18 protein-coding genes and 2 pseudogenes are annotated in these 23,192 nt (G+C 64.9%); 11 read left to right on the forward strand and 9 right to left on the reverse strand.

The window, feature by feature from the left end:
- Positions 1-6 precede the first annotated feature (6 nt).
- From BEK68_RS02090 to BEK68_RS02120, 7 genes are all read left to right on the forward strand, one after another.
- A complete protein-coding gene (locus BEK68_RS02090) occupies positions 7-867 on the forward strand; it encodes an enoyl-CoA hydratase family protein (protein ID WP_024542596.1) in 861 nt (286 codons plus the stop codon).
- Between the two features lies 1 nt (position 868).
- Positions 869-2,044, forward strand: coding sequence for an acyl-CoA dehydrogenase family protein (locus BEK68_RS02095; RefSeq protein ID WP_024542597.1), 1,176 nt, complete (start codon positions 869-871; stop codon positions 2,042-2,044).
- Between the two features lie 31 nt (positions 2,045-2,075).
- Positions 2,076-3,692, forward strand: a complete 1,617-nt coding sequence (locus BEK68_RS02100; protein WP_024542598.1) for an AMP-binding protein — start codon at positions 2,076-2,078, stop codon at positions 3,690-3,692.
- Positions 3,689-4,114 (forward strand): acyl-CoA thioesterase, encoded by a 426-nt coding sequence (locus tag BEK68_RS02105; RefSeq protein WP_024542599.1) that lies wholly within the window; start codon positions 3,689-3,691, stop codon positions 4,112-4,114. Before BEK68_RS02100 ends, BEK68_RS02105 begins: the two co-directional genes overlap by 4 nt.
- 19 nt (positions 4,115-4,133) lie before the next feature.
- The gene (locus BEK68_RS02110; protein ID WP_004632330.1) at positions 4,134-4,526 is read left to right on the forward strand and encodes a RidA family protein; all 393 of its coding nucleotides are present in this window, start codon (positions 4,134-4,136) and stop codon (positions 4,524-4,526) included.
- A 126-nt stretch (positions 4,527-4,652) separates the two neighbouring features.
- Entirely contained in the window at positions 4,653-5,660 is a 1,008-nt protein-coding gene (locus BEK68_RS02115) for a fatty acid desaturase (RefSeq protein WP_024542600.1), read from the forward strand.
- A gap of 22 nt (positions 5,661-5,682) precedes the next feature.
- Entirely contained in the window at positions 5,683-6,474 is a 792-nt protein-coding gene (locus tag BEK68_RS02120; RefSeq protein WP_249262880.1) for a phosphate/phosphite/phosphonate ABC transporter substrate-binding protein, read from the forward strand.
- Positions 6,475-6,560: 86 nt separating this feature from the next.
- Here BEK68_RS02120 and BEK68_RS02125 read toward each other — a convergent pair whose 3' ends face one another.
- Genes BEK68_RS02125 through BEK68_RS02140 form a run of 4 tightly spaced genes read right to left on the reverse strand, consistent with a single transcriptional unit; the run spans position 6,561 to position 11,578 of the window.
- Positions 6,561-7,883 (reverse strand): MFS transporter, encoded by a 1,323-nt coding sequence (locus tag BEK68_RS02125; RefSeq protein WP_024542602.1) that lies wholly within the window; start codon positions 7,881-7,883, stop codon positions 6,561-6,563.
- Between the two features lie 58 nt (positions 7,884-7,941).
- The gene (tcuB, locus tag BEK68_RS02130) at positions 7,942-9,153 is read right to left on the reverse strand and encodes a tricarballylate utilization 4Fe-4S protein TcuB (protein ID WP_081311572.1); all 1,212 of its coding nucleotides are present in this window, start codon (positions 9,151-9,153) and stop codon (positions 7,942-7,944) included.
- A 1-nt stretch (position 9,154) separates the two neighbouring features.
- Complete coding sequence (gene tcuA / locus BEK68_RS02135; protein WP_024542604.1) at positions 9,155-10,564, reverse strand: FAD-dependent tricarballylate dehydrogenase TcuA; 1,410 nt, start codon at positions 10,562-10,564, stop codon at positions 9,155-9,157.
- A 60-nt stretch (positions 10,565-10,624) separates the two neighbouring features.
- Complete coding sequence (locus tag BEK68_RS02140; RefSeq protein WP_024974468.1) at positions 10,625-11,578, reverse strand: LysR family transcriptional regulator; 954 nt, start codon at positions 11,576-11,578, stop codon at positions 10,625-10,627.
- Between the two features lie 595 nt (positions 11,579-12,173).
- On the opposite strand from BEK68_RS02140, the gene BEK68_RS02145 reads away from it, so the two are divergent.
- Positions 12,174-12,542 (forward strand): hypothetical protein, encoded by a 369-nt coding sequence (locus BEK68_RS02145; RefSeq protein WP_024542270.1) that lies wholly within the window; start codon positions 12,174-12,176, stop codon positions 12,540-12,542.
- Between the two features lie 118 nt (positions 12,543-12,660).
- On the opposite strand, the gene BEK68_RS02150 is transcribed toward BEK68_RS02145, so the two are convergent.
- The gene (locus BEK68_RS02150) at positions 12,661-12,870 is read right to left on the reverse strand and encodes a hypothetical protein (RefSeq protein ID WP_024542271.1); all 210 of its coding nucleotides are present in this window, start codon (positions 12,868-12,870) and stop codon (positions 12,661-12,663) included.
- A gap of 443 nt (positions 12,871-13,313) precedes the next feature.
- On the opposite strand from BEK68_RS02150, the pseudogene BEK68_RS02155 reads away from it, so the two are divergent.
- Positions 13,314-14,944: pseudogene (locus BEK68_RS02155) on the forward strand (methyl-accepting chemotaxis protein).
- Between the two features lie 206 nt (positions 14,945-15,150).
- Positions 15,151-17,788, forward strand: a pseudogene (locus tag BEK68_RS02160) (2-oxoglutarate dehydrogenase E1 component).
- Between the two features lie 94 nt (positions 17,789-17,882).
- On the opposite strand, the gene BEK68_RS02165 reads toward BEK68_RS02160, so the two are convergent.
- From BEK68_RS02165 to BEK68_RS02180, 4 genes are all read right to left on the reverse strand, one after another.
- A complete protein-coding gene (locus tag BEK68_RS02165) occupies positions 17,883-19,187 on the reverse strand; it encodes an MFS family transporter (protein ID WP_004632304.1) in 1,305 nt (434 codons plus the stop codon).
- 208 nt (positions 19,188-19,395) lie between these two features.
- Positions 19,396-20,619 (reverse strand): MFS transporter, encoded by a 1,224-nt coding sequence (locus tag BEK68_RS02170; RefSeq protein ID WP_024542273.1) that lies wholly within the window; start codon positions 20,617-20,619, stop codon positions 19,396-19,398.
- A gap of 99 nt (positions 20,620-20,718) precedes the next feature.
- Complete coding sequence (locus BEK68_RS02175) at positions 20,719-21,555, reverse strand: GntR family transcriptional regulator (RefSeq protein WP_004632300.1); 837 nt, start codon at positions 21,553-21,555, stop codon at positions 20,719-20,721.
- Positions 21,556-21,726: 171 nt separating this feature from the next.
- Positions 21,727-22,269 carry a winged helix-turn-helix transcriptional regulator gene (locus BEK68_RS02180; protein ID WP_024542274.1) on the reverse strand — a complete coding sequence of 181 codons (543 nt, stop codon included), beginning with the start codon at positions 22,267-22,269 and terminating at the stop codon, positions 21,727-21,729.
- Between the two features lie 134 nt (positions 22,270-22,403).
- Here BEK68_RS02180 and BEK68_RS02185 point away from each other — a divergent pair, with 134 nt between their 5' ends.
- Positions 22,404-22,982, forward strand: a complete 579-nt coding sequence (locus BEK68_RS02185; protein ID WP_024542275.1) for a GNAT family N-acetyltransferase — start codon at positions 22,404-22,406, stop codon at positions 22,980-22,982.
- The last annotated feature ends 210 nt before the right edge of the window (positions 22,983-23,192 follow it).

Genomic DNA, 23,192 nt, shown 5'->3' on the forward strand with positions numbered 1-23,192 from the left:
CCAATCATGACCGACCCGAATCACCCTGTGGACCCGGCCCTGCTGGCCGGCAACCGCCGCCCGCTGGCGGGCTATCAAGCCAAGCATTTCCTGTGGAGCGTGGAGGGCGGCGTGGCCACCATCACGCTCAACCGGCCCGAGCGCAAGAACCCGCTCACGTTTGATTCGTATGCCGAGCTGCGCGACCTGTTCCATCAGCTCAAGTGGGCGGATGACGTCAAGGCCGTCGTGCTGGCCGGCGCGGGCGACAACTTCTGCTCCGGCGGTGATGTGCACGAGATCATCGGCCCGCTCGTGCAACTGAGGGCGCCCGAGTTGCTGATGTTCACGCGCATGACGGGCGAGCTGGTCAAGGCGATGCGCGCGTGCCCGCAGCCGATCGTCGCTGCAATTGACGGCGTATGCGCCGGCGCAGGCGCCATCCTGGCGATGTCTTCCGACCTGCGTCTGGGCACGGCGCGCAGCAAGACGGCGTTCCTTTTCAATCGCGTTGGCTTGGCCGGCTGCGACATGGGCGCCTGCGCGATCCTGCCGCGCATCATCGGCCAGGGCCGCGCGAGCGAGTTGCTCTACACCGGCCGCTCGATGAGCGGTGAAGAGGGCGAGCGCTGGGGCTTTTTCAACCGCCTGTGCGAACCGGCCGAGGTGCTGAGCCAAGCGCAAGCCCTGGCCGCCGATCTGGCCGCCGGCCCGACGTTCGCCAACGGCATCACCAAGACGATGCTGCACCAGGAATGGACGATGACGATCGAGCAGGCGATCGAGGCCGAGGCGCAGGCGCAGGCCATCTGCATGCTGACCGAAGATTTTTCGCGGGCCTATCACGCGTTCGTCGCCAAGCAAAAACCGGTATTCGAGGGCAACTGAGATGAGCGACAAAGATTATTTGCAGTGGCCGTTCTTTGGCGACAAGCACCGCCAGCTCGAAACCGAACTCGATGCCTGGGCCACGAAGCACATCGCGCACGACCACGGCCCCGATGTGGATGCCGAATGCCGCGCGCTGGTCAAGTCGCTCGGGCAAGCCGGCTGGCTGCGCCACGCGGTGGGCGGCACGGCGCACGGCGGCGCGGCCGAGACCATCGACACGCGCGCCATCTGCCTGATCCGCGAGACGCTGGCACGCCATTCCGGCCTGGCCGACTTTGCCTTTGCGATGCAGGGGCTGGGCTCGGGCGCCATCTCGTTGCACGGCACGCCTGAGCAGCGCGAACGCTATCTGACGAAGGTGGCGCGCGGCGAGGCCATCGCTGCATTTGCGTTGTCCGAACCGGAGGCCGGCTCCGATGTAGCCGCCATGGCGTGCGCCGCGCGTGAAGACGGCACGGATTACGTGCTCGACGGCGAGAAGACATGGATTTCCAACGGCGGCATCGCCGACTTCTACGTCGTGTTTGCCCGCACCGGCGAGGCGCCGGGCTCGCGCGGCATCAGCGCGTTCATTGTCGAGGCCGGTACGTCGGGCTTTGACATTGCAGAGCGCATCAACGTGATTGCGCCGCACCCGCTCGCGCGCCTGCGTTTCACCAACTGCCGCATCCCGGCCAGCCAGCGCGTGGGCGCGGCAGGCGAGGGCTTCAAAGTGGCGATGCGCACGCTGGATGTGTTCCGCACGTCGGTGGCTGCAGCCGCGCTGGGTTTTGCGCGCCGCGCGCTGGACGAAGCGCTGGCGCGCGCCACCACCCGCAAGATGTTCAGCGGTGTGCTGGCTGATTTCCAGCTCACGCAGGCCAAGCTCGCACAAATGGCCACCGCCATCGACAGCGCCGCGCTGCTGACGTACCGCGCCGCGTGGCAGCGCGACCAGGGCCGCAACGTGACGCGCGAGGCTGCCATGGCCAAGTTGACCGCCACCGAGAACGCGCAGCAGGTGATCGACGCCGCGGTGCAGATGTGGGGCGGCCTGGGCGTGGTGAGCGAGCAGCCGGTGGAGCGCCTGTACCGCGAGATCCGCTCGCTGCGGATCTACGAAGGCGCGACGGAAGTGCAGCAACTCATCATCGCGCGCGAACTCCTGCGCGCGGCCACGCCGGCAGCGCACTGACACTGCCCAGCCCAGAGACGGAGAGCTCGCCATGCCCAGCGCCCATATCGACACCTTCGCCCGCGACCGGCTGCCCCCGGCGGAGCTGCAACCGGTGTATCGCTTTGATCTGCCGGCGCTGCAGTTTCCGCCGCAGTTGAACTGTGCGACCGAACTGCTCGACCGCCGCGTTGCCGCAGGCGAGGGCGGCCGCCTCTGCATCCAGGCGCCCGGCACCCGCTGGACATACGCCGATCTCCAGGAGCACGCCAACCGCATCGCCAATGTACTGGTCAACGAGATGGGCGTCGTGCCGGGCAACCGCGTGCTGCTGCGCTCGCCCAACAGCCCGATGCTGGCCGCCTGCTGGTTTGCCGTGATGAAAGTGGGCGCCATTGCGGTGACGACCATGCCGCTGCTGCGCGCCAAAGAGCTGGGTCAGATCCTGGGCAAGGGCGAGATCGGTTTCGCGCTGTGCGACGCGCGGCTCGTCGACGAGTTGCGCGATGCCGTGGCGCAAGCGGCCAAGCCGGTGCAGATGCTGTGTTTTCACGATGACACGCCGGAAGGGCTGGAGGCCGCCATGGCACGCCAGCCGGCCGCCTTCGCCAACGTCGATACGGCGGCGGATGACACGTGCCTGCTTGCCTTTACGTCGGGCACGACAGGCGTACCGAAAGCCACGATGCATTTTCATCGCGACATCCTCGCCATTTGCGCGTGTTGGCCGCCGCACGTGCTGCAGCCGCGCGCGGACGACATCTTCATCGGCAGCCCGCCGATGGCATTTACGTTCGGGCTTGGCGGCCTGCTGCTGTTTCCGATGAGCGTGGGTGCATCGACGGTGCTGCTGGAGAAGGCATCGCCGAACGATCTGGTCGATGGCATCCGCACGTTTGGCGCGACGGTGCTGTTCACGGCGCCTACCACGTACCGCAACATCGCGGCGCGCGGAGACGAGTTGCGTGCGACGCCGCTGCGCCGCTGTGTGTCGGCGGGCGAGGCGCTGCCGGTGGCCACCCGCACGCTGTGGAAGAACGCCACCGGCATCGAATTGATTGACGGCATTGGCGCGACCGAAATGCTGCATATCTTCATCTCCGCCGCCGATGCCGACGTGCGCCCCGGCGCCACCGGCAAGGCCGTCCCCGGATATGTCGCACAGGTTGTGGACGATGCCGGCAACCCCGTGCCGCCGGGCACGGTGGGCCGCCTGGCTGTGCAAGGTCCGACCGGCTGCCGATACCTGGCCGACGACCGCCAGCGCGCGTATGTGCGCAACGGCTGGAACCTCACGGGCGATGCCTACGTGATGGACGAGGAAGGCTACTTCCACTACCACTCGCGTACCGACGACATGATCATCTCGTCGGGCTACAACATTGCCGCGCCCGAGGTGGAAGACGCGCTGATGCAGCATCCGGCCGTAGCCGAGTGCGGGGTGATCGGCGAGCCCGATGAAGAGCGCGGGCAGATCGTCAAGGCGTTCGTTGTATTGCACCCCGGCCATCCGGCGGGGCCGGAGATGGTCAAGACGCTGCAGGACTTCGTGAAGCAGACCGTGGCCCCGTACAAGTATCCGCGTGCCATCGAATTTCGCGCGAGCCTGCCGCGCAGTGAAGTCGGCAAGCTGCTGCGTTACCGCCTGCGTGAGCACGGCAAATCATGAGTGACTACCACTTCGAGCGCGCCGCGCGCATCCGCTTTGCACACTGCGACCCGGCCGGCATCGTCTACTTTCCGCAATACCTTGTGCTGTTCAACGGCCTGGTCGAAGACTGGTTTACCGACGGCCTGGGTGTCTCGTATGCGCAGATGCTGGGCCCGCGCCGCATCGGCCTGCCCATCGTCAAGCTGCATTGCGAGTTCAGCGCCATCAGCCGTATGGGCGACGATGTGCAGTTCAAGCTGAAGCTGGAGCGGCTCGGCAATGCATCGCTCACGTTGGGCCTGGATTGCTGGGCCGGCGACGAACAGCGCGTGCGCTCACAGCAGGTGCTGGTATTTACCGATCTCAATACGCATCGCGCGATGCCGATGCCGCCCGATGTGCGGCTGGCGATCGAGGCGAGCGTTCAACAGTCCCGATAAAAGTAGAAGGAATCGCATCATGGAAGTACTCCTCCCCCCTAACTGGCCGCGCCCCAAGGGCTATGCCAACGGTGTATCCGCGCGCGGGCGCATGGTGTTCGTGGCCGGCATGATCGGCTGGGATGCGCAGGGCGTGTTCCACACGGATGACCTGGCCGGTCAGGTCCGGCAGGCGCTGCAGAACATCGTCGACGTGTTGGCCGCCGGCGACGCCAAGCCCGAGCACATCGTGCGCATGACGTGGTACGTGACCGACAAGAAGGCTTACGTGGCGGCCTATCCCGAGATCGGCAAGGCGTTCCGCGAACTGATCGGCAGCTTCAGCATTGCGATGACGGCAGTGGAGGTGGGAGCGCTGGTCGAAGACCGCGCGAAGGTGGAGATCGAGGTGACGGCGGTGGTGCCGGATTAGGGCGATCCGCAAACGTCATGTGCGCTGGGGATTGCTGCCACATATCGTTATCGGCAATCCTTCGTTCCGGTCGCGCGGGGCCGGCCCGTATGCTGTGCTTTCGTTCCACCACGCAAGCATGCACGCATGGCCATTTATCTTGACGACCGACAGCGCACGGAGCTGGCGCGGGCCGCCCGTCACTGGCTGTGGCGCACGGAGCTGCCGACGTGGCTGCTGATCGCCACGGTCTATGCAACCTGGTTTGGCGTTGCCACGCATGTGCGGCAACTCGGTTTGCTGCTGGCGTGTGTGCTGCTGACGTTATGCACCACGTGGTACCTGTCGTTGCAGCACGAGCTGCTGCATGGTCACCCGACACGCTTGCCGTGGCTCAATGCCTTGCTCGGCGCCGCGCCGCTGGGCATCTGGCTGCCATATGGCCTGTACCGGCGCCTGCATCTGCGGCACCACGAGGCTGAACTGACGCACCCGGACACCGATCCGGAGAGCTACTTCCTCTACGCCGTCGATTGGCATGCGGCCAGTCCGGCAATGCGCAAGCTGTATGCCGCGCGCAATACGCTGGCCGGGCGGATGTTGCTGCAACCCGCGTTCTCGATTCTCACCATTGCAGCGGATGCTTGCGCAAAGCTGCGCTCGGGCGACTGGCGCGACGCGCCCATGTGGGCGGCCCACCTGCTTGCGGTCGCGGTGCTGCTCGTCTGGCTGCAGACGGCCTGTGGCCTGCCTGCCTGGCTCATGCTGCTGGGCGTGGCTTATCCGGCGCTGTCGTTGGCGGCGATCCGCTCTTTCCAGGAGCATCGCCCGGCGGATTCCCACGCCACCCGAAGCGTCATCAACGACGCCGGCTTGATGTGGCGGTTGCTGTTTCTCAACAACAACTACCATCTGGTGCACCACGACCTGCCTTCCGTACCGTGGTTTGCATTGGCATGGGTCTACCGTCGGCGCGCTGACGACTACCTCGTGCGCAACGGCGGCTTCCATGTCCGCGGGTATCGGGAATGGCTGATACGCTACGCGCTGCGTGTGGCGGCGCCGGTAGCGCATCCGCTGTTCCATGGTCCTTCCGATCGGCACATGTATGCGCCGCGTTCCTATGGCGGGTATCGCGAATATGGCGAAGCGTGAGCGCTGGGTGGCAGCCCTCCCGATGTACAACGTCTCTGCGTCGTTGCGGGACGACTGGGCCACGCTGATCGAGCGAACAGCCCAGGCGCTCGGCCGTGGCATGTCGCCCGTGATGCTGGACACCGTGGACCCGGGCGAGAGCCCCGACGCGCTGCACGCTTTCTGGCGACGCGACGACGTGTTGCTGTCGCAAACCTGCGGCTACCCGTTGATTCGCGGGTTGGCATCGCGGGTACAGCTGATCGGCACCCCGCGCTTTGTGGTGCCCGGTTGCCAGCAGGAAGCCTATAGCAGTGCAATCGTGGTGCGCGCCAAAGATGGCCCCGCCACCCTGGCCGCATGCCGGGGGGCGCGCGTGGCCTGCAACAGCCCCGATTCGCACAGCGGCATGAACGCGCTGCGCCACGCCGTTGCGCCGCTGGTGCGCGGCGCGCGGTTCTTCGGGGCCGTCGTGCACACGGGCTCGCACCTGCGGTCGCTGGCGGCGGTGGCCGACGACGAGGCCGACGTTGCCGCCATCGACTGCGTAACGCTGGCCTTTGCCGCAGAGCACAGGCCAGACCTGGTTGCGGGGCTACGGCAGATCGGCTCGACACGGCATGTGGCCGGCCTGCCCTTCATCGCCTCACGCCGCGCAGGCGACACGCTGGTGCAGCGCGTGAGAAACGCAATGCGCCAAGCCTTGCACGATGACGCCGGTCTGCGCGCCAGGCTCCGCCTGGAAGACATCGTGCCGACCACGTTGGCGCATTACCGGCCCATCGCCGTGATGGCACGTGAGGCGCGCATGCGTGGGTATGGGGAACTGGGGTGACGTTTCAGCGGAGCAACAACGCACCCAGCGCAACGCTTGTGATGGAAGCGCCATGCACCTCACGGCAGCCTTCGCAGTGACGTGCGCTACGGGGTCGGCGAAGCTACGGGATCTGCACTTCGCCGCTTTTGCCGATACAGCCCCAGGGTCGCGCACAGCCCGCACAGTGCGGCGAAACTGAGCCAATAGCCGGGCGCCGCCTTGTCGTGTGTCACTTCGATCAAGTAGGTCGACAGCGCTGGCGTGAACCCGCCGAAGACGGCTGTTGCCAGGCTGAACGCCAGCGAAAAGCCGGCTACACGCACCTCGACCGGCATGACCTCGGTCAGCGCGGCGACCATGGCGCCGTTGTACATGCCAAAGAAGAACGAGAACCAAAGGAGCACGGTCAGCATTCGGCCAAAGCTGGGTGCATGTGCAAGCCAGGACAGCGCCGGATATGACGTGCAGATGGCCAGAAGGGTAATCGCCATCAAGATGGGTTTGCGGCCGGTGCGGTCTGAAATGGCGCCGCCGATTGGCAACCAGATGAAGTTCGATAGCGCAACGAGCAGCGTCACCATCAGGCTGTCGCTTGTCGACAGCTTCAGCACGGCCTTGCCAAAGGTCGGCGTGTACACAGTGATGAGGTAGAACGTCGTGGTGGTCATCGCCGTGAGCAGCATGCCGCCGATGACGATCTTCCAGTGACGCACCAGCATCGCGAACACTTCGGCCGACCGAGGATGATGACGCCTTGCTTCAAAGGCCGCCGTTTCTTTCAGTGAGCGGCGCAGCACGAACAGGAATGGAACGATGGCACAACCCAGAAAGAACGGGATGCGCCATCCCCACACGGCCAACTGCTCTGCGGCCATCCACTGATTGAGTGCATAGCCCAGGGCAGCCGCCACGATGATGGCCACTTGCTGGCTGCCGGATTGCCAGCTCGTATAGAAGCCCTTGTTCCCAGGCGTTGCGATCTCCGCCAGATACACGGAAACACCGCCGAGTTCGGCGCCCGCCGAGAAGCCCTGCAACAGTCGGCCGATCAGCACCAGCACCGATGCAGCGATGCCGATGGACGCATAACTGGGCACGCAGGCGATCAGGATCGTCCCGCTTGCCATGATCGCCAGCGTGACGATCAGACCTTTACGCCGGCCGACCTTGTCGATGTACGCACCCAGAAAGATCGCGCCCAGCGGGCGCATCAGGAACCCGGCGCCGAACACGGCGAAGGTCAGCATCAGCGAGGCAAACTCGTCCGCCAAGGGAAAGAAGACCTTGGAGATTGCGGTGGCGTAAAAGCCGAAAAGGAAAAAATCAAACTGCTCGAGAAAGTTGCCGCTCGTCACGCGTAGCACGGCGGCGGCCTTTGATCCGTGCGAGCTGGCGTGCTCCACGGCGAGTTGATGGGTGGGGTTCACTGCAGTGTCTCCTGTTGTATAGCGCAGCGGCGAGATGCGCCGCCTCGCTGCTTATGTGCTAATCCGCGCCGAGCGTGACGTTGTTTCGTTGCCGTCTTTCAATCGAGGATTTCAATAGCGCGGCGGATCGGTACACGCCATGCGCGAACTTTCCATATGGCAGCGTCGCGAACAGTGCGACAACGATGCCCAGATGGATCGCCAGCAGCGTCGGCATCGCCGCTGTGCTGCGCCCGGCCAGAAGCGCGAGCCCTGAAGCGCTGGTCATCAGAAGCAACGCAATGAACCCCCTGTCCATCGGGCGTTGCGCCGCATCGCCTTGCTCGGGGTGACGGCGCAGGTTGAGCCAAAGCAGGCCGGCTGGCCCGACGACCAGGCCGATACCGCCAACGGTGCCGAGCAGCACCGGCAAGCTGAGTAACGGGTAGGGCGCGTGGAGCCCGCGCAGGTAGTGATACAGCGTGGCAACCGCCGTTGCGGCAAAGCACAGCAGGAAGCCATAGAACGTCAGGTGGTGAAAGCGCCGCCGTGCCAGGGTGAAGGCATCGTCAGACTCGTTGCAGCCGTCGCCGTGTCCGCCGTCCAGGTACTTCAACGTCAAGGCGTTCTTTGCTGCTTCGGCCAGAGCAGGTGCGCTGGTTGCCCCGCTGCCTTCCGATACGTCATGCCAGAACCGCGTCACACCCATCCCGAGCGCTATCGCGGCGAAGAGAAACACCACGCCAAAGATCGCGACCAGCAAGTTATGTGGAAAGACCGCATAGAAGTTGCCGGCGGCGGCACCTCCCACCCTGTGCAAAAGACCGTACATTGCGGCGCCAAGCAACAGGAACATGGCCAGGCCGGCCGCGAGCGCCACGGATACCGTCACTCCGTTACGCTGATACAGGGCGCCCAACGACGCGGGCCACGCGTACTGCGTGTAGGTTTCCAGGCGGACCTTCGCCATTGCCTTGGGGACGTTGACGCCAAATTCGTGCGGTGGCGCGTACTGGCATGCGTGGTAACACGCGCCGCAGTTGTGGCACAGGTTGGCAAGGTAGTTGACGTCGGCCTTGCCGAACGCAAGGCGCCGTGTCATGGCAGGAAAGACGGCACAGAACCCTTCGCAGTAGCGACATGCGTTGCAAATCTGCATCTGCCGCGCCACTTCGATTTCGTTTGGCGTCATCGCCAGGATGGGAATCACGCGTGATGCCCGGCGACGCGTCTCGCGTGCTGAGGGGGCGGCGTCGTGTGAAGGGCGGTCCGTCCGCGCGGCGGCGGGCATGTCAGGCTTGTGCACGTTCGACTCCGGATGTTTGCAACGCGTGGCGCGCGGCCTGGGTGCCGGCGATGCGGCCGAAGGCAGTGCCGATCGACATGCCGACCCCCGCCGTATAACCCTTTCCAAGCACGTTGCCCGCCATCATTTCGCCAGCGACGAACAGGTTGTCGCTCGGTGCGCCCCCGAAGTGGACCTGCGCCTGATCGTTGGTCTTCAGACCCAGGTAGGTGAACGTGATGCCCGGTCTCAGCGCGTAGCCGTAGAACGGAGGCACGTCAATCGGCTGGGCCCAGTGCGTCTTGGGCGGGGCCACGCCTTCGGTATGGCAGTCATCGAGCGCGGTGTGGTCGAAAGTGCCAACGCGGCACGCTTGGTTGTAGCGATGCAGCGTCTGCATGAACTGCGCCTCAGGAAGATTGAGCTTGCGGGCCAGTTCGGCCAGGGTTGCCGCCTTCTCGCCGGGAAAGACCGGTGGCATGAAGCGGCCGATCGCCTTCGCGTCGATGATCGAATAGCCGATCTGCCCTGGTTGTTGTGCCACGAGCCTGCCCCAGATGGCATAGCGCTTGGGCCAGAAGTCCTCGCCTTCGTCGTAGAAGCGCTGGGCATTCCGGTTGACGACGACGCCTAGCGAGACGCAGTCGATGCGCGTGCAGATACCGCCGTCATACAGCGGGGCTCGCGCATCGATGGCGACGCAATGCGATTGCGACGGATCGCCGATGGTGTCTGCGCCCGCATCGATCATGAACTTCAGCAGCACGCCGCGATTGAAGCGCGTACCGCGGATCAAGAAGTTGTCGGCAGGCCATTCGCCACGTTCGTTCTGTCCCCAGGCCTCTCGCAGCCATTCGCGGTTCGATTCGAAGCCACCGGCAGCGAGCACACACGCACGTGCCTCGAAGCGCTGCGTGCCGCTGCGCGCCGCAACGAACCGACCGCCATCCAGTTCGATGGAGTCGACCGGCGTTTCATAGCGGATGCGCACGCCAAGTTGTTCTGCGCTGCGGTAGTAGGCGTTGATCAGCGCTTTGCCGCCGCCCATGAAGAAGGCGTTGGTGCGGGCAACATGCAGCGCGCCTGACAGCGGCGGCTGGAAGCGCACGCCGTGCTTCTGCATCCAGGGGCGGCAAGTCGACGAGGCACGGATCGTCAGGCGGGCAAGATGCTCATTGGTCTGCCCACCCGTGACTTTCAACAAGTCGTGCCAGTATTCCTCTTCGGGATACGCATCGACGAGCACGTCTTGCGGCGCGTCGTGCATGCAGCGCAGGTTGCGCGTGTGCTGTGAATTGCCGCCACGCCAAGCGCGCGGCGCGGATTCGAGCATCAGCACCGATGCTCCTGCCTCCCGCGCCATCAGTGCTGCGCAGAGCGCGGCGTTCCCGCCCCCGATGACCAGTACGTCAACCATACATGCCTCCTTGCGGGAGCACTGTATGGCGCGTTTTCGTCAGCCGCCATCAGCAGGGCGTCAACGGGTCTTCAAGTTTCGTGAAGACCCTTCGCCGCGCAGGCGCGCGCCGGGCCAGCGTCCTTCGTGAACAAGTTGCCGCGCGACATCTGCAAGCACCACGCGCGCCGCCAGCCCTGCAGGCGAAAGTTCTTCGTCCGACACGCTGGTGATCATGTTCGGCCGCGCCGCAAAAGCTTCAGCAAGAGGCACGCTGGCCAAAGAGGCATTTTCTGCGCGCGCCAGGGCTGCGCCCGGCTGGATCGTCGCGCCCATGCCGCTGCGCACGAAGTCCATCAGCAGCGCCAGGCCGTCGACTTCGGCGACGATGCGCGGCTCATATTTGGCACGCTTGAATGCCTCTGAGAGAAGCGAGCGCAATCCGTGCGGGCCGCTGGGCAGGATCAGGCCCAGGTCGCCCAGTTGCCCGAGCCGAGCGCTAGTTCCCGTGGGCATACCGTGCAGATTCTCTGCCCCGATGACGAAGAGCCGCTCATCGAGAAGGGGCAGCACGCTCCATCTCTGTGACGGCTGCTCCCGGAAGAGGACGGCAAGATCGATCTGCCGGGCGCTCAACATCGACTCCAGATAGCCTGACAGGCTTTCGACCATACGCAAGCGAACATCGGGATAGCGCTCGCGCATCGCCTGCATGAATGCAATGCCAAGTACGCTGGCGGTGCTGGGCGCCATGCCGATACTGACGTGGCCTGAAAGTCTGGCCGCACGCGCGGCCTGCGCGGCGTCGTCGACATGACGCAATGCGAGCTGCGCCTGTCGCCAGAAAGCGAGACCTGCGTCGGTCGGTATCACGCCGCTGGAGGTGCGTTGCAGCAGGCGCGTCGCCAGTTCGCTTTCGAGTCGGCTGATCTGCTGGCTGAGCGCGGACGTAACCACGCCCAATTCCAGCGCGGCCTTGCCCATGCTTCCGTGCTCGACAACGGCCAGGAAGTATCGAAGCTGTCTGAGTTCCATGGGGAGTCCGGGATCGCGAGGAGACCCGAATTCTCGCAGGTTCCGCACATCGCGAGGGACGTCATGGCGAGCGTGGGCTGGGCGATTGACGTTCGAGACGCCTCAGGGGTGTCCTTGCGACGTGTCGCTCTCGGACTGTCGAGATCGAATGTTTGAGATCCACGCACGCACCTAAAACGGCGGCGCTCGGCTGTCTGCAGGACAACGGCGAGAAGCAAAAGGTCGGACGTGCTTGGCGGAGGGCCAACCGCCGCTCGCATTGGACCAACTTGCGTAGTGCGTGCTCGGCCATCGGAGCCCGGAGGTTGGGTGCACAGAATCGGAAGTTGGAAGCGGCTCCCATCGCTATAATCCACCCCGCTGCCGCACCAACGGCAGCCGGGTTTGGCGACCTGCATAGCAGTTCTTAGAGAGGCTATCGCGCAAGCGATGGTCCGCTCCTGCTCGCTTGTGTTGTTTATGGCGGGCCGGGCGGGGAGACCTTCGGGTCTGCCGGTCGTTCTCTAAGGGCCGGTTCGCCAGCCCCGCCGTCAGGCCCGCCACCCCTCGTCTGGCGACGAATGGCGTGCCTCCACTGCAACTTAGAGAGGCCGACATGCCATCTGTCAAAAGCGGGCACCGCCCCGCGTCTTATCCATCTCCACCCGAACCACCCACGCACGCGCCTACGTCATCCGACGCAGGCCCGCTCACCAAAAATCGCACTTATCTGAACGGCGCTATGGCGGCGCAGGCGTACCTCAAGCGGATACGCACAGCCATGCGCACCCACGGCCAGTGCCGCCCGGGCATGCTGCGTGAGGAGCTTCAGCACCTCTCCGCACATTCGTTCCCGCCGGCCTTTATCAAAGGCTTTGTGGATGCGATTGATGCGTACGTTTCGATGTCGCTCGGGGGCCGCGACGTCGATCCGCAGACGTGGGATGTGTTAGCCGCCATCGAGCGGCGTGGCTACAGCCAATAACAACGGATTGACGCATTCCCGTGACGGGCGGGAATGCCAGGTTTTTCCAGAACGCCCGCAGCAATTCGCACGGCCGCCGTCACAGCCGCTCTATCGGCGTTCCCGTCTCCTTAACTGTTCAAGAACGACACTCGGTCAGCGGATTTCCGTGTTCGTTGACCTGGGAATAGATCGCGGCCAGGGCAGGTTGAACCTTGCGCATGCGGATCCGGTAGAACATCAACGCAGCCGACATCACAGCCAGCAAGACACCGGAGGCCGGTCCGATGATGTTGGCGCGCTTCCAGCGTGGTGCATCATCAGCCGGGCGGCGCGCGTGACCGCACACTGGGTAGCTCGATTTCCATCCGCATACGAGAATTAAAATAATTTCATATCGAAAGTTTTCGCGCCGCCACGATTCACAAAAGCGCAGATTTGGTGCGCGTTCATTCTCTTGATTTTGCTCGGATGTGCCGCCAAGCCAATACTGGCGCCACGCAGCTCACGATCAGCACGGACCCCTTCCGCCGAGAGCACAGGTTTGAAGCGCGCCGCTGCCCTGGCATCGCATTCAAGATTCCTCCTGCCGTGCCGTCATTTCCCATCAAAGCAGCCTGGGCAATCTTGCGGCGCGACGGCTTTGAAGATCGGTCAACGACAGCCGCACATGTCTTCAAGATGCTCCTGCTTCAACGCATGCACCTGATTGCATCGCCAGATGGCCACGGCGATGGCGTTGCCCAGGGCATGACGTCTCTCTCTGACGCCGCTGAAACAGGAATGAAGCAAATGAGAATCTCGGATATGAAGATCGGGGTGCGCCTTGGTGCAGCGTTCGCGCTTGTGGTGGCGCTGCTGATCGGGACTGCCGCGGTGGGCATCCAACGGCTGGACGACAACAACACGAAGATGGGCCGGATCGTCAGCGAGCGCTATTCGCTGATCGCGCTGAGCAACCAGATCAAGAACAACGGTTACAAGGCCAACGGCATTCTCAGCAATCTGCTGCTGGCCACGTCGGCCGACCAGAAAGCGAAGTACATGAACGACTACGCAGCCATCCGCCAAGCCAACGGGCAGGCGTATGGGCGGCTGGAGAAGATGCTGACGACCGATGCGGGCAAGGCGCTCTTCAAGGAACAGTTCGAGGCGCGCTCCGCTTACGGTGCGAGCGTGCGCAAGTTCTTTGAGCTGATCGATGCCAACAAGCCCGAAGACGCACGCGTTCTGTACCAGGGCGACATGAGCCGCCTGCAAGACCAGTACTACGTGCTGGTCGACAAGATGGTGGATCACCAGGCCAGCGAGATGGAGCACGACGTGGGCGAAGCCGCCGCACAAGGTGCCAACGCGAAGATCCAGATGATCGTACTGGCCGTGCTGGCAACGCTGCTTGCCATTGCAACAGGTGGCTTCATCACCCGCACGATCACGGCCCGATCCACCGTGCCGTGCATCTGGCCGAAGCCGTGGCGCAGGGCGATCTGACGCACCGTCTGGAGGTCGGCGCGCAAGATGAGATCGGCCGCTTGCTGGCTGCGCTCAAGCACATGACCGAGAACCTGCATGGCATCGTCGGCCGTGTGCGCGGCGGAACGGACACCATCACGCGCGCATCGCGCGAGGTGGCCAGCGGCAACATCGATCTGTCCAGCCGGACCGAACAGCAGGCCAGCTCGCTGGAAGAAACGGCGGCGGCCATGGAGCAGCTCACCTCCACCGTCAAGCAGAACGCCGACAACGCGCAGGAAGCCAGCCGCCTGGCGTCCAACGCATCGCTGGTGGCCGCCAAGGGCGGCGATGCCGTTGGCGAGGCGATCGAGACCATGAGCACCATCAATGCGTCGTCACGCAAGATCGTCGACATCATCGGCGTGATCGACAGCATTGCGTTCCAGACCAACATCCTGGCGCTGAACGCCGCAGTGGAAGCCGCGCGCGCGGGCGAGCAGGGCCGCGGCTTTGCCGTGGTGGCTGGCGAGGTGCGCAACCTCGCGCAGCGCAGTGCCGCAGCGGCCAAGGAGATCAAGGCGCTGATCGAAGATTCGGTCAGCCACGTCGGCACCGGCACCGCCAAGGTGGAAGAGGCCGGCCAGATCATCCGCGACGTGGTGGCCGGTATTCAGAACGTGACGAACATCGTTTCCGAGATCAGCGCATCGAGCCGTGAGCAGAGCGAAGGCATCGAGCAGATCAACGAGGCCATCACGCAGATGGACAAGGTCACGCAGGAAAACGCCTCGCTGGTGGAAGAAAGCGCGACATCGGCGCAGGCCCTGCAGGACCAGGCCGATCAACTGGCCGAGATGGTCAGCGCCTTCAGGCTGCATGGCGACATGCCGGGCCATGCGCATGGCGTGCAGGGCGAGACGGCCACCGTGGCGCAGGCTGGCTGGGCGCGAGCACAAACACTTTCGTAATTCGTAGTCGTCGTTGTCGCAGTGATGTTGCAGTCAGCAGTCCAACGGAGGAGGCACGGGCCATCGCCAGGCGGCTCGTCACAGAAGGAATCGACGTAGCGCCTGCCTTGGCGTTTCGAACGGTCCCGCCATTTGCCGAACAGGTGTCTGCTGCGCAACCGCTGTGCTGGTTGGAGGATTGCGCGCGCGGGTGCGCCGGAGTGCCGATGGTGGGGTCAACCCACGGTGTCTCTTATCTCCTGAACAACCATGTCTTCGCACGCTCCTCAAATGGCCGACCCGGGTTCGGCCGCAGCGTTTGACCCGTCCAACGCGCCGGCCGGCACTGCCGCGGCGGCGCCCCCATCCACCGCTGTCACGCAGTTGATCGATGCCTATCGCAAGCATGGGCATCGGCGCGCGCGCCTGGACCCGCTCGCACGCGCGCCCCTGCCCGACGTGCCCGAGCTTCGCCTGCGGTTTCATGGCCTGGACCCTGCGCAAAAGCGCGAGCCGGCAAGCACCGTCCTGCCCACTGCGACGACGATGCAGGCGCTCGAATGGCAGCTCAAGCGGGTGTACTGCGGCACGACCGGTCTCGATTGCAGCAGCGTGCGCAAGCGCCAGCGCCGTGCGTGGCTCTACGCCCGCATGGAGGCAGAGTTGCTGGCGCCGCCGCTCGCCCCCGACCGCAAGCGTTGGCTGCTGCGCCGGCTGGTGGCGGCGGAGATGTGGGAGCGTCTTGCCGGTGGCACGTTCGCGCACGCCAAGCGGTTCTCTCTGGAGGGCTGCGAGAGCCTGGTGCCGCTGCTCGATACGCTGGTGGAGGAGGGCGCCGGCCACGGCGTGCGGCAGGTGTTTCTCGGCATGCCGCATCGCGGGCGCTTGAACGCGCTCGTCAACGTGATGGGGTTTGACGCGCGAGGCATGCTCGATCGGCTCGATCCTGATTCGGAAGTCGCATTCAGCCAGCGGGATCTGCCATATCACCTCGGTGGTCGTGCGCATCGGTTGGTGGGCGACGACGAGGTGGCGCTGGTGCTGGCGCCCAATCCATCGCATCTGCAGAGCGTGTACCCCGTGGTGTGTGGCATGGCCCGCGCGCATGTGGACGAGCACCCGGGCACACCGTGCCTGCCGGTGATGGTGCACGGCGATGCGGCGTTCGCGGGGCAAGGCGTTGTCATGGAGACCCTGAACCTGACCCGCCGCAGCGGCTACACGGCAGGCGGTGTCGTGCACGTGATCGTCAATAACCAGATCGGCTTTACAACACCCAACGTGATGGACGTGCGTGCGCACGACTACTGCACCGACGTGACGCGCATGGTTGATGCGCCGGTGCTGCACGTCAACGCCGACGACCCCGAAGCCGTCGTGCGTGCCGCACGGATTGCCATTGCGTACCGGATGGAGCATGGCGCCGATATCGTCATCGATCTGATCGGCTATCGGCGCCTTGGGCATTCGGAGCACGACACGCCCGCCGTGACGCAGCCCGCGCTGCACGCCGCCATTGCGGCGCACCCGACCGTCACGGAGCAATATTACGTTGCCAGTGCGGAATCGACGCGCTTGGCGGATCTGCGCGAAGCTGCCGTGCGTGACTTGCGGGCTGCCCCGGGCAAAGCGCCGCGTGCAGCCGACGTTTCGACGCTGCACAGCGCCGCGCGCCGCCAGCTTCAGCCGTTGTCATCGCAGCGCGTGCAGGCATTGACGCAGACGCTGACCACACCGCCCGACGACGTGCTCCTGCACGACGTTGTGCGCGGACTGTGCGAGCGCTGGCGCGCTACGGTCTCGAGCGACGCGCATACGGTCGACTGGTGCCTGGCTGAAAACCTTGCCCATGCCACGCTGCTGGAAGACGGGCACAGCATCCGGCTGTCCGGCATGGATGTGGGGCGCGGCACGTTCATGCATCGGCACGCGGTGTGGCAGTCGCAGGCGTCACTGTCCGACGACGGCGACCGGTACGTTCCGCTGCAGCACGTGGCGCCGTGCCAAGGCACCTTCGACGTCATCAACTCGCCGTTGTCGGAAGAAGCCGCGCTGGGCTTCGAATACGGCTACAGCGTACAGACCCGCACGCGGTTGACATTGTGGGAGGCGCAGTTCGGCGACTTCGTCAACGGCGCGCAGGTTTTCATTGACCAGTACATCGCTTCGGGGGAATACAAGTGGGGTTGCCAGTCTGCACTGGCGATGCTGCTGCCGCACGGCCACGAAGGTGTCGGGCCAGAGCATTCCAACGGATTCCTGGGGCGTTTTCTGCAGCTTTGCGCGGATGACAACATGCGCGTGGTCATGCCGTCGACGTCGGGCCAATGGTTCCACCTGTTGCGCGAGCAAGCCGCGCTGGCAACGCCCTAGCCGCTGATCGTCATGTCTCCGAAGACGGAACTCCATGGCAACGGGCGTTCGCATTCGCCCCTGCAGGACCTGATCGACGGGCGTTTCATGCCGGTGCTGGCCGACGCCTCGGCGGTCGACCCGCAAACCGTCACGCGTGTGGTCTTGTGCAGCGGTAAGTTCTTCTACGAACTGCACGCGCAGCGCGAGCGCGAGGCCCGCGCGGATGTGGCGCTCGTCCGTGTGGAGCAGCTCTATCCGTTTCCGCAGGAGGCACTTGTGGCCGCGCTGGCGGCATTCCCTAACCTGAAGGAGATCGTCTGGGCGCAGGAGGAGGACACCAACCAGGGCGCATGGCGCTTCGTGCGCGACCCGCTGGTGGCGTGTCTACCGGAGGGGAGCCGACTGGCCAGTGTGTGCCGCAGCGCGACGCCGTCGGGCGCGCATGCGTCGGTGCGCGCGCACCAGGCGGAGCAGCGTCGCCTGGTGGCTGCCGCGTTCGGCGCGTTGTGATAGCCGGAAGCTGATGCAGGAAGCTCGACCGCGACCGCCGTTTGAGACATCGGTGGTCGCGGTATGCCCTTGTTGTTGAAGCGCCGGGCCGCGATTACGGCGTGTGGCGCAGATACCCTTCCTTGCTCGGATCGGGCATGAAGTACGTCACGACGAAAGACACCGCGCACAGCGCCGTCACATACCAATAGAACGTCGATTCGGTACCGGCCTGCTTGAACCACAGCGCCACGTATTCCGCCGAGCCGCCGAACACCGCGTTGGCAATCGCATACGACAGGCCCACGCCCATGGCGCGCACCTCTGGCGGGAACATCTCGGCCTTGATCAGCCCGCTGATCGACGTATAGAAGCTGACGATGGCCAGCGCCACCGTGATGAGGCCGAAGGCAGCGAGCGGGGTCGTCACCGTGGCCAGCGCCTTCATGAGCGGTACTGTGCCCAGCACCGAGAGTGCCCCGAACAGCAGCATCGAATTGCGGCGGCCGATGCGGTCGGACAGCGCGCCAAACACGGGCTGCAGCACCATGTAGACGAACAGAGCACCCGTCATCACGTTGGAGGCGGTCTTGGTCTCCATGTGTGCCGTGTTGACGAGGTACTTCTGCATGTACGTCGTGAACGTGTAGAAGATCAGCGAGCCGCCAGCGGTAAAGCCGATCACGCGCAGGAACGCGCCCTTGTGCTGCCACGCGCCGCGGATCGTGCCCGCGTGCTCCGCCGTGCGCGCCGAGGCGGTCTGCGTTTCGTGCAGCGATTTACGCAGGTACAGCGCAATCAGCGCCGTCAGTGCGCCCACCACAAACGGAATGCGCCAGCCCCAGGCTTTCAGTTCGGCCGTCGTCAGCAGTTGCTGCAGGATCACCAGGACGAGCACGGCGCACAGCTGGCCGCCGATCAGCGTCACATACTGGAACGAGGCGAAGAAGCCGCGCCGGCCCTGCAGTGCCACCTCGCTCATGTACGTCGCGCTGGTGCCGTATTCCCCGCCCACCGACAGGCCCTGGAACAGCCGCGCGACGAGTAACAGGAACGGGGCCAGCGCACCGATCTGCGCATACGTTGGCAGCACCGCGATCAGCAGCGAGCCGCCGCACATCATCAGCACCGAGATCATCATCGCCCTGCGCCGGCCGTGCTTGTCGGCAATGCGGCCGAACAGCCAGCCGCCGATCGGCCGCATCAGGAAGCCCGCCGCAAACACGCCTGCCGTGTTCAGCAATTGTGTCGTGCGGTCACCGCTGGGGAAGAAGGCGGGCGCAAAGTACAGCGCGCTGAACGCGTAGACGTAAAAGTCGAACCATTCGACGAGGTTGCCCGACGACGCGCCGACGATGGCAAAGATACGGCGACGTGTGTCGTGCGGGTCAACCGCGTGCGGGGTGGCAGTGCTATCCATGAGGGCGTCTCGGTGTGGTCGGTGTGGTCGGTGTGGTTATTCTGTGGGCAGCCTAAGCTGACCCTCAGAATTGTAGCGACATGTCGCAGGTTGTCGCGCCCGGAATTGCCCCGATGGGTGAGATGGTGTGTTGCGGCAGGTGTGCAGGAGGCGTGCTGAGGTCACGCAGAAACGGGTACGCCCAACACGCGTACCCGGTCGATTTCGCTCATCGTGCGCCCTGCCGCGCGTTGAACACCACGCGCAACCCGAGCGCCACCAGCGCCGCCGCCGCGCAGAACGCCATCAATCCAGTCCAGCGCGCGCTCGTCCACGCCAGGCTCGCGCCATATGCGCCCACCGACATGCCGATGAACAGCGCCGTCATGAACACCGCGTTGATACGGCTGCGCGCTTCGGGTGCCAATGCATAAATGATGGTCTGGTGCGATACCAGCGCAGCCTGCACGCCCACGTCAAAGACGAGCGTGCCGATCACGATGGCGATGAGCGATTGCGGGAACAGTGCCATCGCGGCAAACGTCACCGCCATGAGCAACGCACCACCCGCAGCGATGTGGCCGGGCGCAACGCGGCCCGACAATCGCCCGGCAATGCTCGCGCCCAGTGCGCCCGCTGCACCGGCCAGGCCAAGCAGGCCCGCTTGACCCGTCGACAGGCCGAGCGAACTCGTCAGGTGCAATGCCACGGTCGACCAGAAGCCCGAGAACGCAATGCCGATGAATGCCTGCGTGATGGCCGCCGCGCGCAGCCGCGGGTGCTGTGCGAACAGCGTGCCCAACGAACGCAGCAGCGTGAGGTACGGCTGCCTCATGGTTGCGGGCGGTGCCACACCAAAGTGGGCGGCGCGCACGGCAATCGCCAGCCCGACAATCGCTACCGCCGATACGCCAAACGCCGCGCGCCAGCCGAAATGGTCCGCCACGATGCCGCTGAACACGCGCGAGCTGACGATGCCGATCAACAGCCCCGTCATCACCGTGCCGATGTTGCGATTGCGGTTGTGGTCGGTGCTGATGGCCGCGGCGCTGGGCACGAAGTCCTGCGCGATGGTGGCCGACAGCCCCACCGCAAAGCCCGCTGCCGCAAGCAGTGGGAGGTTGGGCGCGAGGCAGCTGGCGATGAGCGCCAATGTGAGCAGCAGCGCCTTCCAGAGGATGACGATGCGGCGATCGTAGCGGTCGCCCAGCGGGCCGAAGAAAAAGATGCCGCTGGCGTAGCCCGCCGCCGTGAGCGTCGGCAACACGCCCAACGCGTGCGGCGCGATGGCGAGGTCGCGGCCGATGAGGCCCAGTAGCGGGTGGTTCAGGTAAATGCACGCCACGCTGATGCCCGCGCCGGCCGTGAGCAGGCGGATCAGCCCTCGGGTGTCAGGTGCGGCAGGTGCCATGGTGGTATTGGCAGGCGTTGGGGACGCAGGCGAGGTCGACATGGGAACCTCATGAGGAAATTGCTGCATCGCAGCGAAGCGGCGATGCTAACAACTTTCCTGGGGGCCTGCTGACGGCCAATAACCTTGCTGGTGGTGGTGTCAGGCGCGCTGGCCGGCGGGGGTGGAGGCCGAGGCGGGTGCCTCCTCCACGTCCTCGCTGTGGCCACCGTGCACGTCGTGACCGGCGTTGTCGATCCACAGGCGGGCGCGGTCCTCGCCCACGCGCGACAGCTCCATGCGGTATTCGTAGCGGTCGGGCCGGTAGAGGCCCTGCAGCAGTTGCACGGGGCGCCCGCTCATCTCGCGCACGATGCGCTGGACGGAGAGCAGCGGCGCGCCCACCGACACATCCAGATATTGCGCCGTCGCCACATCGGCCAAACGTGCCGACACCACCTGCGACGCACGATCGATCCGCACGCCCGAGCCCTCGATCAGCCGCAGCAGCGACTGGCTGGCCAGGCGTTCGAGCGTGAGCTTGCTCGTCACGTCCAGCGGCAGCCACGTCGTGATGAGCGCCATGGGCGTGTCTTCCAGGTGGCGCACGCGCACGAGTTTCTTGATCGGCGTGCCAGGCGCGATTTCTAGGCATTTGGCCTCGTCGGGCGGGGCCAGCACGTCTTCAAATTCGACGACGACGGCGGAGGTGCGCTCGCCCACGTCAATGATGTTCTGCAGCAGCGTCTGGGCACCGCCGCCCATCGTCACCGGGTCATCAGGCTTGACGACAAATGTGCCCATGCCGCGATGGCGGCGCACCAGACCTTCCTTGACGAGGTAGTCGAACACGCGCCGCATCGTGACCCGCGACGCGCCGAACTGGCGGGCCAGTTCGATCTCGCCCGGCATCGGGCCATCGCTGAACCGGCCCTCAAGAATCTGTTGGCGCAGGACGACGTAGATCTGGTGGTAGAGCGGTACCACGGCATCGGGCATGGCAGTCGGGGTTCCGGGCGTGAGCAGAGAGGTACAGGGCGAAATCAGGAGGGGCAACCATCAGCCGATGGCGGCAAGGCGCGGGATGTGTTGGAAAGCCGGGTCGAACGCGGCCGTTTGCCCATTCATCCCCGACGATAGGGGGTTATGCCGGGCCTGTAAAGTTGTGTGTTACCCGTTGGCCGGCGGCGTATCAGCGGCCGTGGCGGCACGATTTCCCCCCCGTCCATAACGCGGATTGCGCTCGCGCATCGAGTTCTTGGGCGCAACGGGCTCGCCCAGCGCATTGACCAGCGCGACGTGGATCGGGGTGCCGCTTTCGCGGTCGCGCAACAACATGGGACCTTCGCCGTCCGGCGTGAGGTAACGGTCGCCCCATTGCATGAGCGCGACGATGGCAGGCAGCAGGTCCACGCCCGCCCGTGTGAGCCGGTAGGCGTCGCGCACGCGGTCGCCCGGCTCCTGGTACGGCACGCGGCGCAGGATGCCGTACGTCACCAGCGCCTTGAGCCGCGACGACAGGATCGCCGACGAGCACCCCGTGCGGCGCAAAAACTCATCAAACCGCGTCACGCCCGAGAACGCCTCGCGCAGCACGAGCAGCGTCCATTTCTCGCCGACGATCGACACGGCGGCCGCGATCGAGCACGGCTCTTCCATCGACGTTACAAGCTCGGATGCCGCTGGGACGGGGAAAGGTTCCGGAATTCTCATGGCAAAAGCATAGTCAATTCTGACTTTACTTGCAAAAGTCAGGGTTTCTGCTAATCTAGCTTCAAATTAGAAAGTCAGGCGGTGATCCCGTGCTGGCATGCAATAACAACGATCCGTCGCGTGAGGAGATCCCCATGCTTTACACCATCCACCGTTACCCCGCCGAATGGATCGACCGCTGGACCATGCACGACGGCTCCATCGCCACCGTGCGCCCGATTCTGCCGCAAGACGCCCCGCTTGAGGCCGCTCTGGTCGAGGGGCTGTCGTCCGAGTCGCGCTATGCGCGCTTCCTGGTGGGCGGCGGCCGGCTGACCGACGAGATGCTCGCCGCCTATACACAGATCGATTACGTGAACCACATGGCGCTGGTCGTGAGCGTTGCGTGCCCTGATGGCACCGGCGAAGACCTGATCGCCGACGGCCGCTTCGTCGTGGAAGACGGCGTGGCCGAGTTCGCCATGCTGGTGGCCGACGCGTGGCAGGGCAAGGGCGTGGGGCGACGCCTGTTTGCCACGCTGGTTCGCGCGGCGCGGGTGTCCGGCGCGCGGGAAGTTTTCGGCGAGGTGTTGTCCATCAACCGCCGCATGATCAGCCTGGCGCGCGACGCGGGTTTCCGCGTGGCCAACGTGCCGGGCGACGCCACCGTCTGCACCGTGCGCCTGCCGCTGGCGCAGGCCGAAATGGCCCTCACACCGTTCGCCTTCGCCTGATATTCGTCTTTGCGCGCCTGCACGCGATGCAGGTTCGCTTACCGTGTGTCTCTTTCGCCGCCGATGGGCGGCTTCTTTTTTGCCTGAATCATCAAATTAAATGTTGCTCAGCGCAAAAAAACATCGCTTTTGTGCATGAGTGGATCCGCATAGACTCATTTGCGTGGCCCGGTGCGTTAGCGGCCCCCCCGCTGCGTGCCGGTGCTGCCC

Origin of the sequence: Ralstonia pickettii (assembly GCF_001699815.1) — a bacterium.
Taxonomy (GTDB): Bacteria; Pseudomonadota; Gammaproteobacteria; order Burkholderiales; family Burkholderiaceae; genus Ralstonia; species Ralstonia thomasii.

Bases quoted from the DNA above. Each gene is read 5' to 3' on its own strand.
- BEK68_RS02090 (WP_024542596.1), top strand. From the start codon at position 7: ATGACCGACCCGAATCACCCTGTGGACCCGGCCCTGCTGGCCGGCAAC.
- BEK68_RS02095 (WP_024542597.1), top strand. From the start codon at position 869: ATGAGCGACAAAGATTATTTGCAGTGGCCGTTCTTTGGCGACAAGCAC.
- BEK68_RS02100 (WP_024542598.1), top strand. From the start codon at position 2,076: ATGCCCAGCGCCCATATCGACACCTTCGCCCGCGACCGGCTGCCCCCG.
- BEK68_RS02105 (WP_024542599.1), top strand. From the start codon at position 3,689: ATGAGTGACTACCACTTCGAGCGCGCCGCGCGCATCCGCTTTGCACAC.
- BEK68_RS02110 (WP_004632330.1), top strand. From the start codon at position 4,134: ATGGAAGTACTCCTCCCCCCTAACTGGCCGCGCCCCAAGGGCTATGCC.
- BEK68_RS02115 (WP_024542600.1), top strand. From the start codon at position 4,653: ATGGCCATTTATCTTGACGACCGACAGCGCACGGAGCTGGCGCGGGCC.
- BEK68_RS02120 (WP_249262880.1), top strand. From the start codon at position 5,683: ATGTACAACGTCTCTGCGTCGTTGCGGGACGACTGGGCCACGCTGATC.
- tcuB (WP_081311572.1), bottom strand. From the start codon at position 9,153: ATGCCCGCCGCCGCGCGGACGGACCGCCCTTCACACGACGCCGCCCCC.
- tcuA (WP_024542604.1), bottom strand. From the start codon at position 10,564: ATGGTTGACGTACTGGTCATCGGGGGCGGGAACGCCGCGCTCTGCGCA.
- BEK68_RS02140 (WP_024974468.1), bottom strand. From the start codon at position 11,578: ATGGAACTCAGACAGCTTCGATACTTCCTGGCCGTTGTCGAGCACGGA.
- BEK68_RS02145 (WP_024542270.1), top strand. From the start codon at position 12,174: ATGCCATCTGTCAAAAGCGGGCACCGCCCCGCGTCTTATCCATCTCCA.
- BEK68_RS02165 (WP_004632304.1), bottom strand. From the start codon at position 19,187: ATGGATAGCACTGCCACCCCGCACGCGGTTGACCCGCACGACACACGT.
- BEK68_RS02170 (WP_024542273.1), bottom strand. From the start codon at position 20,619: ATGTCGACCTCGCCTGCGTCCCCAACGCCTGCCAATACCACCATGGCA.
- BEK68_RS02175 (WP_004632300.1), bottom strand. From the start codon at position 21,555: ATGCCCGATGCCGTGGTACCGCTCTACCACCAGATCTACGTCGTCCTG.
- BEK68_RS02180 (WP_024542274.1), bottom strand. From the start codon at position 22,269: ATGAGAATTCCGGAACCTTTCCCCGTCCCAGCGGCATCCGAGCTTGTA.
- BEK68_RS02185 (WP_024542275.1), top strand. From the start codon at position 22,404: ATGCTTTACACCATCCACCGTTACCCCGCCGAATGGATCGACCGCTGG.